Below are 12,625 nucleotides of genomic sequence, written 5' to 3'. Positions count from 1 at the left end.
TCGAGGTAACAGAATCAAACCAGGCCGCCGCTTGATTCAGGCCCTTGAACACCAGATTTGACAATAACTCTTTCATGACATCCTCCCGCTATCGCGTTGACGAACTCACCCGCACATTATCGCGTCATCATGCACTGTTTCCGCTGCTGCCCGGCACCCACCGGCAGAAGCTGCTCGACTTTGCGCTGCGCTTACTCGAGGAGCGCGATATCGCGCTGGAAAATCCTCAGAGCCGGGTGGACGTGCTGGTCGCGGCGAATGCGGCGCTGGTCGCATGTATCAACCCGTGGATTTCTTCTCGGTCCTCGACTGGATCTATATCGGCGAGGGGCCGGGTGATCACTACGGCGAGGCCTGGGGCAGCAACAAGCTGATCCTGGAGAGCGCCTGCGGCTACAGGTCGATCTCCAGCACAGTTACACGGGGCGACGCATTGACCCTGTAGTATCATTGACGCGAATGCAACGCTGTCGGAACTTTCCCAATGCCGGTCGAAGCCAGAAACCTGTCCTATGCCTACGACGAGGCGGGGCGGTCGCACACCGTACTGCATGATGTCTCGCTGTCGATCGGTGCCGGCGAGCGTGTCGCGCTGCTCGGTCGCAGCGGTTCGGGCAAGTCGACGCTGCTCAACCACCTGGGCGGTATCGATGATCTCGGCTCGGGCAGCGTGTACATCAATGGCGAGTCGCTGGTCGACCTTGTGGAACCGGCGCGCACGCGGTTCCGCCGGCGATATATCGGCTACGTCTACCAGCGGTTCAACCTGATTCCCACGCTGACCGCGGCGGAGAATATCCTGCTGCCGCTGGATCTCGCCGGCGCATCGCGCACGGTCCAGCGCAGGGAACTCGCCAGCTGGCTGGATGCGGTGGGGCTGACCGGTCGCGACTCGCGGAAGTCGGGCAGTAAACATGGCTGCCTACTGCGCATACAAGGCCGGTGTGCTCGGTCTTACCCGCAGCGCCGCTCTCGACTATGGTGCGCAGGGCGTGCGTATCAATGTGGTCTCTCCGGGTGTCGTTGAGACACCCATGATGATCACGCAAATGACCAATGTTCCGGGTTTACGGGATATGCTTGTACAGGCTGAGCCGGTAGGGCGTCTTGGCCGCCCCGAGGAAATTGGTGAGACAGTTGTCTGGCTGCTCTCTGATCGTTCTAGTGTTGCCTTGGGCGCTAATTTCGCGGTGGATGGGGTTACTCTATCAAGTAACCGGTGATAATCGCTCTCTCATTGTGAATGCAATGGCTTTGTCAATCGGCTTCAGGCATCACCGCTTGATGCCTAGTTAATGGAAGTTGCTTTTTCGCTTAGTGGGGACTAATATAGGGATGAAATACTTAAGTATCTGATTTTATTGAATTATTGGTGCCGGAGATAGGAGTCGAACCTACGACCTTCGCATTACGAATGCGCTGCTCTACCAACTGAGCTACACCGGCGAGGGCGCGAGTATAGCAAAATTTTCCGCGGCGCTGACAACCGTCGGCGCAGTGGTTGTCAGCAGGTCAGCTGGTAGAGTAGGGCGGTGCGGTTGTGTACTCCGCTCTTGTCATAGACCGAGCGCAGGTGGTTGTTGACGGTACGGACGCTGATATTGAGGCGGTCGGCTATGTGCATGCTGGTCAGGCCCTGGTGCAGGAGCTCCACCACTTCCTTCTCGCGTCGTGACAGGCCAAACTTTTCCATGCGCTGTTCCAGGGTCGTGGTGCCGTCGGTGGCAACCACGTCCACGCCCCGCGGCGTCACGTGCCCGTGCCGGGACAACAGTTCCCGTGCCTGGATGCGCTCGACGGCGCCGCGCAGGCAGGGGGCCATCAGGTCGGCCTTGGCGACCTCCAGGCGGGAGAAGCCGCGTTCGCCTGCGGAACGGTGCAGGCCGATGACGCCAAAGGGGGCGCGTCCCGATGGCCTCAGACCAATGATCATCACGTGATAGATCGACTGCGGCCTGAGAAACTCATTGTAGAACCGGGTGGCCACATAGTCGTGGTGGCTGATGACTTCGCTGGAGACGATGACATTTCGTGACGATGTCGACAGGCAGGTGAGGTAGCTCTGCATGAAGGGATCCTGGCGGTGATAGCCGGCGCACCAGCGCGCCATCGCCCCGGCCGGCACGCCGCGGTCCTGCCCCTCGCTGATGCGGATCTGTTGCTGGCTCAGGCTGAGATGTGCATAGATACTGCTGCGCGCGCCGATGGCGCGCTCCATGGAAGCCAGGGCTTCCTTCTGTAGTTGATTCATGTTGTCGCATTCGAGGGCTCTGTGGCTGATGTCGACAACATCCTGCAGGTCCCGTGTACGCAGCGCTACCATGACGTTCTACCTCGGGCGGGGGAGCTTTCCAGCCATATCCCGCCACTCCGGATTATCATTTTATACTTTGAGTATATACAAAATTGAGTAATTCTCGCTATCCCGTTTCGGGTGCCGGGCGCCTAGACTCCATCCCCATGCTCAAGCGCCTGTGCGGGGATCTTCTGTACCAGCCGGCAGGCAGCTCGATTGACGCCTTGCGCGATTACAGCAATTCCTGCGAAGGCCACGACCTGGAGTGTACCCATGTATAAGAGAACCTGTATTTTGCCGGCAGCGATTCTGGCGCTGCTCAACGCCGATGTGATGGCGAACACCCTGGAGGAAGTTGTCGTCACCGCCACCCGGCGTGAAATCAACCTCCAGGATACCGGGATCTCGGTCACGGCGATGTCCGGGGCCGCACTGGAGCAGTTCAATATCACCGATACCGACATGCTGACCATGGTGACACCGGGCCTGATGCTGCAGAACGGAGGCGGGGCCCCGCTGGTGGGCCTGGTATCCATCCGCGGCGTGGCTCAGAACGACTTCGCCGGACATATCGAATCGCCCAATGCGCTGTACCTGGATGAGGTTTACCAGTCCTCCATCTCCACCAACTCCATCAAGATGTACGACATCAGTCGGGCCGAAGTGCTGCGCGGTCCCCAGGGTACCCTGTTTGGTCGCAACGCCACCGGCGGGCTCATCCACCTGATCACCAACAAGCCCACGGAGGAGGTGGAAGGCTACGTGAAGGCATCCGCCGGCAGCTACAGTTCCTACAGTGTCCAGGGTGCAATCAGCGGTCCGCTGTCGGACACGGTCAGGGCCCGGCTGGCACTGTTCCACAGCAAGGCGGACGGCTACATCGACAATGCTGTAGGCCCCGACCAGCTGGAGGACGACACTCTGGCAGGGCGTCTGCATGTGCAGATCACCCCTTCGGATCGACTGGATATACTGCTCTCAGCGGATATCTACGAGATGGATGTGGACAATGTCGGCGGCGCCCACACCCAGGGCGCGGCGATTGACCCAGTGACCGGGCTCGGCTTCAATGTGCCCGGGGTGAACAACACCGTTCTCGGCTACGTCAAGCCTGACAATGACCTCTACAGTGGCGCTTTCGACCAGCCCGGGTTCTTGGAGCGTGACTCCAGCAACCTCATTGCCAATATTGCCTATGAGTTTGACCAGGTCAGGCTGGTATCGCTCAGCAACCTGAACAGCGTCGAGTCCGACTATCTGGAAGACAATGACCTGACCCCATTCCCCTTTATCGAATTCGGTCAGACCGGCGACAGCGATACTTTCAGCCAGGAACTCCGCGTAGAGCAGGTCGAGGGAGCAACCCGCTGGACCACAGGGCTGTACTACCTGAATATTGACGGGGACTACAGCCAGTCACTGCTGGTCAATCCACCGCCGGATCTGAATCCCGCGGCACTCTCCCTGGGCCAGACGGCGAACTGGAGCGTGGAAACCTCTTCCTGGTCGGCGTTCGGCCAGCTGGAGCGCGACCTGACCCCGGATCTGGTGCTGACCGCGGGCCTGCGCTGGACCTACGATGAAAAGGACTACGACTACAATGCGGTGCCGTTCCTGCGCGCCGGGGGCGTTCCCATTCCCGGCCAGGCCCCTTTGGGAGTACCGCCGGGCAGCCTCATTGAAGAGGTGCTGACCAACGGGCCCATCGTCGACGAATACGACGAAGACGGCGTCTCCGCCCGCCTGCAGCTGGATTACAGCGCCGCGGAAGACTGGCTGCTATACGCCAGCTTCAACAAGGGCTATAAGGCGTTCAACTACAACGCCGGGTTTGCGGGCCATGCGCCCTTTGCCGGTCTGCGCTTTGACGGCGAGGATATATATGCATGGGAAGTCGGCAGCAAACTGGACTTCTGGGACAACCGGGCGCGCTGGAACATCAGTGCCTATTACTACGATTACCGTGACTACCAGGCCTTTGACCAGCGTGGCATCAATTTCACCCTGTACAACACCGATGCCACGATTCAGGGAATGGACACCGAGCTGACCATCTCGCCGACGGACACCACCACGCTGATGTTCAGCGCCGCGTACCTGGATACCGAGGTGGAAGACGTGCTGATCGGGACGGATCCGCTCGCTCCGATCAATGTCACCCGGGAAGCGCCACAGTCACCGGAGTTCACTTTCAGCGGTGCCATCGTGCAGGACTTTCCCCTGCAGGCGGGGGTAATTTCGGTACAGTTGAGTGGCTATTACAACAGCGGCTATTTTTCACAGCTGACCAACGCGCCCAACACCGATATTCCCAGCTACAAACTATTTAATGGCCGCGTCACCTACACCTCCCCCAACGAACAGTATGAATTGTCGTTGTTTGCCCGCAACCTCCTCGACGAGGAGTACATCAGCTATGCCTTTGATATCGCTTCCAACGGTTTCACCGAGCAGACCCTCGGCCAGCCCCGCTGGGTCGGCATCGAGGGGCGTTTCAACTTCTGAAACGTGAAACGAAACGGGCCGGCGGGGAGGAGGTCATGATGGGCAGGCTGACAGCAAAGGTGGCACTGGTCACCGGGGGTGCCTCGGGCATAGGACGTGCTTCCTGCGAGGCGCTGGCGCGTGAGGGCGCCAGTGTCCTGGTGGCTGACATCAATAACGAGGGCGCGCAGGCAACCGCCGAGCGCATCGGCCCCGCAGCGGCCAGCCATACGCTGGATGTCAGCAACGAGACTGACTGGGAGGCGGCAACAGCCCGTGCCATCGAACTGTTCGGGCGCCTGGATATCGTGGTGAACTGCGCCGGCATCGGAATTACCGGCACCGTTGAAGACATGGTGCTCGAGGAGTGGAACCGGGTGTTGGCGGTCAACCTCACCGGCACCATGCTGGCCTGCAAGCACGGTATCCGTGCCATCAGGCAGTCTGATGGTGGCGGTTCGCTGATCAACATTTCGTCCATTGGTGCCCTGTTGGGCACCTCGGATCTGCCAGCCTATGGCGCCTCCAAGGCCGGTGTCACCCTGCTCTCCAAGTCTGTGGCCATGGATTGTGCCGAGCGTGGTTACGGCATTCGCTGCAATGCCATCCACCCGACCTACGTCGATACTGAGATGCTGGACCCGATCGCCGAGATGGTGGGAGACCGGGATGCCATGGTCGCGGGCATGGTCGATAACGTTCCCCTCGGAAGGCTGGCAACACCACAGGACATAGCTAATTCGGTCGTGTTTCTGGCCAGTGAGGAGTCGGCCATGATCACCGGAACCGCGTTTCTGGTCGACGGTGGCACCACTGCGGGCATGCCCTCCAAACATTCGCAACGCAACTGACAACCCTGTCCCGGAGTGCCGTGGAATGATTACAGAATGCACAGTGAGCGACATGCTGCTCGCCATCCTCAAAAAACATGGCGTGAAGTATATTTGCGGCCTGCCTGCGGCTCAGATAGGCCTCATCATGCACGGTGCCTCGCGGGACCCGGACCTGGTCTACATCACGACCCGCCACGAGGAAGCGGCTGGCCACATGGCGGCCTCGATTTCCCGGGTCACCGATACCCTGGGTGTCTGTTTCGCCACGGTCGGGCCGGGAGCTACCAACCTGGTGCCGGGTGTGGCCGCCGCATTTGCCGACAATATTCCCATCGTGGTGATTACCGGGCAGAACCAGGCCCGGGCGATAGACCCGAGTATCGACCAGTTGCAGTCAGCGGACCAGATCGGGCTGTTCCGCTCGATCACCAAGTGGAATGCCATAGTGCACCATCCGGAGCGCGCCCCGGAACTGTTCGAGCGGGCCGTGCACATTGCCCGTTCGGGGCGCCCTGGGCCGGTGCATCTGGATATTCCCTGTGATGTCGGTACCTTGATGTGCCGCTACGACCTCGACCAGACACCGCCTTATCGACCGCAGCGCCCGGTGCCCAGCAGGGAGGAGTTGCTGCGGGTTGTGGCTGCCCTGCGGGGAGCCCGCCGGCCCCTGCTGATTGCCGGCGGTGGCGTTGCCCGCTCCGGTGGTGTGCAGGTGTTTCGCGAGCTGGTGGCGCACACGGACATGCTGGCCATGGCCACGGCAAACGGCCGCGGGGTGCTGGATCCGGCGGATCCCAATACCCTTGGGTCCGCGGGCCTGGTGTCCGGACAGGCGGCAATTGATGTCGGCCAGGAAGCGGATCTGGTGCTTGCGGTGGGTTGCAAGTTCTCCACCTTCACGCCCATTCACAAGCCGCCGCACTACCCGAAGCCGGACGACCAGAAGATCATCCAGATCGAAATAGATGCCGAGTCCATTGGCCGTGCCGTACCGGTGGAGATCGGCCTGGTGGGAGATGCCCGGGCAAGCCTGGAGGCGCTGCTGCAAGTGCTGGCGGAAGATGTCGGTTTCCATCAGGACCTGGACTGGAAGCAATCGACCCTGAAGCAGCGCGATGCGGACAGGGCATTGTATCGGGAGACGGCGAAGGAGAGCAGGGTGGTCGGCGGCGCCGGTTTGCTCAACGAGTCCGCGGTCGCTGCCGCAATTGCCGACTTGCTGCCTCGCGATGCCATTGTCGTCCACGATGGGGGCCAGACCATGATGTGGACAATCTCCCACATTCAGGTGGACAGCCCGGAGCGGTCGCTGTTTGTTCCCGGCATGGGGCATCTCGGCTTCGGCCTGCCCTACGCCAATGCTGCCAAACTGGCGCACCCGGAGAGGGCAGTCTTCTGCCTGACGGGTGACGGTGCCATGGGCATGACCGTCCAGGAACTGGAAACCGCCAGTCGTTATGGTCTGGCGGTCATTGTTATCGTGTTTAATGACAGTTACTGGGGCATGTACAAGCCCTTTGGGGAGATGCTGGAGAACCCCGATTTCGGCACCAAACTGTCTACGGTTGATTTTGCTACCGTTGCCAGGGGGTTTGGTTGTTACGCCGAGGATGTATCGGAGCTTCGGGACATCCCCGCCGCGGTCCAGCGTGCGATGGACAGCGGTCGCCCGGCAGTGCTCAATATTGGCGTGGATTTCACGCCGCATCCCATGGATTTCCTGTGGCCCAACATCATTCTGGAAGGGTTCCAGTTCCCCGCCCCTGAGAAAACACCCCTGCAGGCAGTTGCCTGAGCCCCCCGTGACGCGGCTGGCATCTGTCAGGCCGTTAGCGGTTGCTGCAATCGCAGCTCCCCGGCCATTTGCTCACGCATCACGAATTTCTGGATCTTGCCTGTCACTGTCATTGGGAAGTTATCGACAAACCGGATGTAGGCAGGAATCTTGTAGTGCGCAATCTGGCCCTTGCAAAAGTCCAGGACTTCCTGCTCTGTAGCGCTCGCGCCTTCTTTCAGGAGGATCCAGGCGGCAACGGCCTCGCCGTAGCGATCGTCTGGCACGCCGAAAACTGCTACGTCCTGAATTTTTTCATGGCGGTAAAAATATTCCTCGATTTCCCGGGGGTAGATATTCTCGCCACCGCGTACAATCATGTCCTTCAACCGCCCGACGATGTTGCAATAACCGCTTTCGTCGATGGTGGCAAGGTCACCGGTGTGCATCCAGCCCCTGTCGTCCACGGACTCCGCCGTGCGCGTGGGATCGTCCCAGTAGCCGCACATCACTGAATAGCCCCGGGTACAGAGTTCACCCCGCTCGCCCACGGGTACCACCTTGCCCGCCGCATCCACGATCTTGACCTCAAGGTGGGGATGGATACGGCCTACGCAACCCACTTTCTTTTCAAAGGGGTCATCGGGATGGGTCTGGAAACTCACCGGGCTAGTCTCGGTCATGCCATAGGCAATGGTCACATCCTCCATGTGCATGCGTTCAATGACCTTCTTCATGACCTCCACCGGGCAGGGAGAGCCCGCCATCACGCCGGTGCGGAGGGAGGACAGGTCAAACTTGCCAAACTCCGAATAGTCGAGCTCGGCAATGAACATGGTCGGCACCCCATACAGCGAGGTGCATCTCTCTTGCTCGACTGTCTCCAGCACACTGCGGGGCTCGAACGCCTCGCCGGGAAAGACCATGGTCGCGCCGTGGGTCACGCAGTTGAGCACGCCCATGACCATGCCGAAGCAGTGGTACAGCGGCACCGGAATGCAGAGCCGATCCTGCTCGGTAAAGCCTTGCGCCTCGCCCACAAAGTAGCCGTTGTTGAGAATGTTGTGGTGGCTGAGTGTCGCCCCCTTGGGTGAGCCAGTGGTGCCTGAGGTGAACTGAATATTGATTGGATCCTCAGGCTGCAATTCACCTTTGAGCTCCGACAGCCTATGCCTGCTCTCATCCGTCGCATGCTCTGCAATGTCGGCAAAACGGTGGAACCCGGCCGGTTCCTCCTCGGCAATAACGATGGCGTGGGTGAGCCGGGGTAAGCGGGCCGCGTGCAATTTTCCGGGTGCGGCGCCGTCGATTTCAGGCGCCAGGTCCCGCAGTATCTGCACATAGCCGGAACTCTTGAATCGGTCCGCCAATACCAGCGCCCGACAGCCGACCTTGTTCAGGGCGTATTCAAGCTCCGCCGAGCGGTAGGCCGGGTTGATATTTACCAGCACGAGCCCCGCACAGGCGGTGGCAAACTGCGTGAGCACCCATTCCGCCCTGTTCGGTGACCAGATTCCCACTCGGTCACCGGGTTCCAGCCCCAGTGCGAGGAAGCCCGCCGCCAGAGCTTCGGCCCTGGTAGCGAGTTCAGTCCAACTCCAGCGAACGTCCTGATGCCCTACGACAAGCGCCTCCCTGTCGCCCCAGCGTTCAGCCGCCTCGTCCAGCGCCAAACCAATAGTTTTATACAGGAGCGGAACAGCCGCAATGCCACTTACATAGCTCAGTCTGTCAGTCATGTCGCCTCCATCAGCTGGTGAGCATCATGCCACCATCCACCAGAATGCGGTCGCCGGTCACATGCTTGCTCTCATCGCTGGCAAAGTATAGTGCGGCGTTGGCAATATCCTCCACCTGGCCGAACTCCCCCATGGGAATCATGCTCAGAAACCCGGCCTCTGCCTCTGCCGCGGTGATGCCGTTCTGTTCCGCGGTGGCATCTACCAGGCGATCGTGCATCGCCGTGCGAATCTGTCCGGGATGGATGGAATTACAGCGGATGCGGTAGTGCTGTTGGGCACAGTACAGGGCCACTGACTGGGTGAGATGGCGTACCGCGGCCTTGGATGCACCATAGGCTGCGATGAATGGCACAGGTACCATGGCGGCAATGGAGGACATGTTGATGATGGAGCCGCCGTCTCGTTTCATGTGACGGATGCCATGTTTGCAACCCAGTATGGTGCCGTCGACATTCACCGTGAAGATTTTTTTCACTTGCGACACGTCAATGTCCTCGAACAGCACTCCGAGGCCGGCGTCGGCAAATCCGGCATTATTCACCAGCACGTTGGCGTGGATGTCCTCATCCGTCAGCGCAGTGAACAGAGCTTCCCAACTGCTCTCGACGGTGACGTCCTGCGCGATGAAGCGAGCACCGATTTTGGCTGCCGCCTGCTCTCCGGCCTTGATATTTATGTCCGTAATGATTACGGAGGCGCCGTGCTCAATATACCGCTGGGCAATCCCCAGGCCCAGTCCCGATGCGCCACCGGTCACGATGGCAGTCTTGCCCGCCAGTCTATTGTCGCTCATGTTAAGTGGCTCTCCCTTTGGTAGTTGGATTGGTCTCGCGGCTGCTGTGCATCCCGGTTCAGTCCCAGTGCTCAGGCTTGTCCACATGGGTGGCGGCACCGGCAGCTTCCGCCATCCGGAACATTTCCCTGGCATCCAGGATTAGCGCGACACTGCCATCGTCGTTATAGCCAGCCAGCGGGCCATGGGCTATCGCGAACATCACCATGCCTTCGGCGCCGGTGGTTGGTTTGTGGTTGATCCCCGCCGGTTCCTGCACGTAGTCGCCAGCGTGCCCCCAGTCGTCCTCGTAGGCAAAACCACCCTCCAGGATAATACCTTCCACCGAGCCGGTATGGCCGTGGATAGGGGCGATGTTGTGGGGACCGACTTTCAGCATCATGCTGAAGCCGCCGGTTATCGGGTTGATCGCGAGCAGCTTGAACCAGGTATCGGGCATGACCCAGGGGATCCATTCAAGATCACCCTGGGCGAAAAACGCGCTCTTGAGCTGCTTGCTGATCTCAATGCCGGTAGTGCCGGAGTCGGTGAGTTGGTTACTGGTCTTGGTACTGTTCATGGCGGTATTCCATTCAGGCTGGTGGGCTATGATTTCCCGCGCGGTGCGTATTACAGCAGGGTCTCCCCTGGGGAAATCTCATTCGAATTGCAGCCTAGCACCCGGAAAAATGCCTCGACAGAGTAGAAATACTCATTGTTTCCTGCCTTTGTGGTGAATACGCTATTGACCCGTAACAGGAGACTTCGCAATGCCCGTCCTGAATTTTGGCCAGCCCGATGGTGGCGTTATACAAACTGCCTTCATCACCGATGATATCCACACAGCCATGGCGCAGTTGACCCGGCAGCTGAATGTGGGGCCGTGGTTCTTGTTTGAGAACTTCGAGCTCAATGACCTGATGTACAAGGGCCAGCCCGCTGATTTTGCCGTCAGCCTGGCGCTGGCGAATTGCGGCCACATGCAGTTTGAGCTGATTCAGCCGCTCGATGACAAACCTTCACCTTACCGCGAGGTATTCCGGGAGTCGGGTTGGTGCTTTCATCATCATGCGATTGCCGCCACCGATTTCGAGCGCAGCTGCGCACACTATGCTTCCCAGGGATTCGAAATGGTTCTCTCCTGCTCGGTGGCGGTGGGTGGCCGCGCGGCCTATTTCGACACCCGCAGCGCCGTCTTCGGGATGATTGAGGTGGTGGAGATGACCCCGGCGGTGGAGCGCCTGTGGACCGACATCCGCCATGCGGCCGTCGGCTGGGATGGCAGCGAGCAGGTGCGCACTCCCGGCTGAGACCTCAGTCGTTCCGCCGCTTGGCGTCGCCGGGTGAAGCCGACGCCCGGCGCAGCGCTTGGTAGCTGGCCCTGATGTGGCCGGGCAGCTGCTCGATATCCGCCTGCCGCGTCGGGCAGGCGGCAATGCCGAAACACAGCTTGCCCGCCTGGCTGACAACGGTGATATTCAGGCCCATGCCGTGCGTAATGATGGAGAGCGGATACAGGGCTTCCATCCGCGCGCCGTCCAGATACAGCGGAGTTTTTGCCCCGGGGACGTTGGAAAAGATTCCGTTGATGGCGGGGTTGAACCGCTCGGCGTTGCCGCTGATGGTGAGCAGTACCGCGGGTACCATCAGCAGGGCGTAAAAGTCCTCCGCCGCCGTCACCGACATGCTGGTCATCTCCGCCTTGGCGGCGCGAGTGGTGCGGATCACCCGCTGTAGCCGGCGCAGGTCATCCTTCTCGTCGGTAAAGAACGGGCTGATGATGTAGCTGAGGCGGTTGCCTTCGCGCTCGCCGCCGGATTTCAGTGACATGGGCATACCGACGATCAGGGAGTTCTTTGGCAGAGCGGCATGCGCTTGCAGGTAGCGCCGCAGGGCGCCGCCGCAGATAGCGAGCAGGACATCGTTGACGGTGCCGCCGTGCTGGCGGGCAAGGCGTTTCACCGTTTTCAGGGGCAGGTCGCAGATGCTGAGGCTGCGGCGCGATTCCAGCTCGGTATTGAAGATCGTGCGCGGCGCAGTGAAAGGCAGGCGCATGGCGTCGGTGTTGCCCTTGAGGATATCCGCGCCCATGTGCAGCAGCAGGCGCGATAGCTGCGGCAGCGCGCGGTACTGCTCCAGAACCCCTTTCGCGACGCCGCCGAGTTGCTGGAACAGGCTGTGATGGCTGTGTTGGCGGGTCGGCTCCCGCCGCACCTTGCGCAGGTCAATTTTCTGTTTGGGGTCGGTGCTGAACAGGCTCTGGATCATGCGCATGGCGCCGATACCGTCGACCAGGGCGTGATGGGTCTTGCAATACAGCGCGAAGCGGCCGCCGGGGAGGCCCTCTATCATGTGCAGTTCCCACAGCGGCCGGGAGCGATCCAGAGCCCGTTCGTGGGCCCGTGTCACCAGCGGCAAGAGGTCGGCCATGCGGCCCGGCGCCGGCAGGGCGTAGTGCAGCACATGGTTCGCCGCCTGGTAGTTGTCCGCCGGAATCCAGGCCGCCGCGGACAGATCCTCGGGATCCTCCAGGCGTTTGTTGAAAGCGGGCAGGATCTCGTTCAGGCGGCCGCATTTGCGCGCCAGCTGGCGCAGGTAGTTGGCGGCTGCCTTGTCCGGCGGAGTGAGGATCACCAGCGCGGCCACGTGAAAGGGGCAGCGCGGGGTTTCAATCTTGAGGAAGCCTACGTCCTGGGCGCTGAGCTTTTCCACGGCATTCCTCCT

General features: G+C 60.5%; 12 protein-coding genes and 1 tRNA gene. 7 read left to right on the top strand and 6 right to left on the bottom strand.

Going from position 1 to position 12,625, the window contains the following annotated elements; genetic code table 11:
* Positions 1 to 274 precede the first annotated feature (274 nt).
* From Q6D67_RS06320 to Q6D67_RS21740, 3 genes are read left to right on the top strand one after another with little or no spacing between them, the layout of a single operon-like run.
* Positions 275 to 445 carry a hypothetical protein gene (locus Q6D67_RS06320; RefSeq protein ID WP_304704744.1) on the top strand — a complete coding sequence of 57 codons (171 nt, stop codon included), beginning with the start codon at positions 275 to 277 and terminating at the stop codon, positions 443 to 445.
* A 39-nt stretch (positions 446 to 484) separates the two neighbouring features.
* Positions 485 to 1,027, top strand: a complete 543-nt coding sequence (locus Q6D67_RS06315; RefSeq protein ID WP_304704743.1) for an ABC transporter ATP-binding protein — start codon at positions 485 to 487, stop codon at positions 1,025 to 1,027.
* The gene (locus Q6D67_RS21740; protein ID WP_370551926.1) at positions 915 to 1,223 is read left to right on the top strand and encodes an SDR family NAD(P)-dependent oxidoreductase; all 309 of its coding nucleotides are present in this window, start codon (positions 915 to 917) and stop codon (positions 1,221 to 1,223) included. The genes Q6D67_RS06315 and Q6D67_RS21740 overlap by 113 nt, the downstream gene beginning before the upstream one ends.
* A 147-nt stretch (positions 1,224 to 1,370) precedes the next feature.
* On the opposite strand, the gene Q6D67_RS06310 is transcribed toward Q6D67_RS21740, so the two are convergent.
* Positions 1,371 to 1,446, bottom strand: a tRNA-Thr gene (locus Q6D67_RS06310).
* A 58-nt stretch (positions 1,447 to 1,504) separates the two neighbouring features.
* Complete coding sequence (locus tag Q6D67_RS06305) at positions 1,505 to 2,323, bottom strand: LuxR C-terminal-related transcriptional regulator (protein ID WP_304704742.1); 819 nt, start codon at positions 2,321 to 2,323, stop codon at positions 1,505 to 1,507.
* Between the two features lie 246 nt (positions 2,324 to 2,569).
* Here Q6D67_RS06305 and Q6D67_RS06300 point away from each other — a divergent pair, with 246 nt between their 5' ends.
* Genes Q6D67_RS06300 through Q6D67_RS06290 form a run of 3 tightly spaced genes read left to right on the top strand, consistent with a single transcriptional unit; the run spans position 2,570 to position 7,408 of the window.
* Positions 2,570 to 4,801, top strand: coding sequence for a TonB-dependent receptor (locus Q6D67_RS06300; RefSeq protein ID WP_304704741.1), 2,232 nt, complete (start codon positions 2,570 to 2,572; stop codon positions 4,799 to 4,801).
* 35 nt (positions 4,802 to 4,836) lie between these two features.
* On the top strand, positions 4,837 to 5,631 hold the full coding sequence (locus tag Q6D67_RS06295; protein WP_304704740.1) for an SDR family NAD(P)-dependent oxidoreductase: 795 nt from the start codon (positions 4,837 to 4,839) through the stop codon (positions 5,629 to 5,631).
* A 25-nt stretch (positions 5,632 to 5,656) separates the two neighbouring features.
* Positions 5,657 to 7,408: a thiamine pyrophosphate-binding protein gene (locus tag Q6D67_RS06290; RefSeq protein ID WP_304704739.1), complete on the top strand. Its 1,752-nt coding sequence runs from the start codon at positions 5,657 to 5,659 to the stop codon at positions 7,406 to 7,408.
* A gap of 26 nt (positions 7,409 to 7,434) precedes the next feature.
* On the opposite strand, the gene Q6D67_RS06285 is transcribed toward Q6D67_RS06290, so the two are convergent.
* Genes Q6D67_RS06285 through Q6D67_RS06275 form a run of 3 tightly spaced genes read right to left on the bottom strand, consistent with a single transcriptional unit; the run spans position 7,435 to position 10,481 of the window.
* Positions 7,435 to 9,126 carry an AMP-binding protein gene (locus tag Q6D67_RS06285; RefSeq protein WP_304704738.1) on the bottom strand — a complete coding sequence of 564 codons (1,692 nt, stop codon included), beginning with the start codon at positions 9,124 to 9,126 and terminating at the stop codon, positions 7,435 to 7,437.
* Between the two features lie 10 nt (positions 9,127 to 9,136).
* On the bottom strand, positions 9,137 to 9,922 hold the full coding sequence (locus tag Q6D67_RS06280; protein ID WP_304704737.1) for a glucose 1-dehydrogenase: 786 nt from the start codon (positions 9,920 to 9,922) through the stop codon (positions 9,137 to 9,139).
* Positions 9,923 to 9,980: 58 nt separating this feature from the next.
* On the bottom strand, positions 9,981 to 10,481 hold the full coding sequence (locus Q6D67_RS06275; protein WP_304704736.1) for a 2,4'-dihydroxyacetophenone dioxygenase family protein: 501 nt from the start codon (positions 10,479 to 10,481) through the stop codon (positions 9,981 to 9,983).
* 190 nt (positions 10,482 to 10,671) lie between these two features.
* Between Q6D67_RS06275 and Q6D67_RS06270 the strand changes: the two genes are divergently transcribed.
* Positions 10,672 to 11,211: a VOC family protein gene (locus Q6D67_RS06270; protein WP_304704735.1), complete on the top strand. Its 540-nt coding sequence runs from the start codon at positions 10,672 to 10,674 to the stop codon at positions 11,209 to 11,211.
* Between the two features lie 4 nt (positions 11,212 to 11,215).
* Here the strand turns inward: Q6D67_RS06270 and Q6D67_RS06265 are convergent, their stop codons facing one another.
* Positions 11,216 to 12,613, bottom strand: coding sequence for a wax ester/triacylglycerol synthase family O-acyltransferase (locus Q6D67_RS06265; RefSeq protein WP_304704734.1), 1,398 nt, complete (start codon positions 12,611 to 12,613; stop codon positions 11,216 to 11,218).
* Positions 12,614 to 12,625 lie beyond the last annotated feature (12 nt).

Source organism: Haliea sp. E1-2-M8 (assembly GCF_030649675.1).
Classification (GTDB): Bacteria; Pseudomonadota; Gammaproteobacteria; order Pseudomonadales; family Halieaceae; genus Haliea.
The sequence above is the reverse complement of the archived record's forward strand: the minus strand, read 5'-3'. Positions and strand labels throughout refer to the sequence as shown.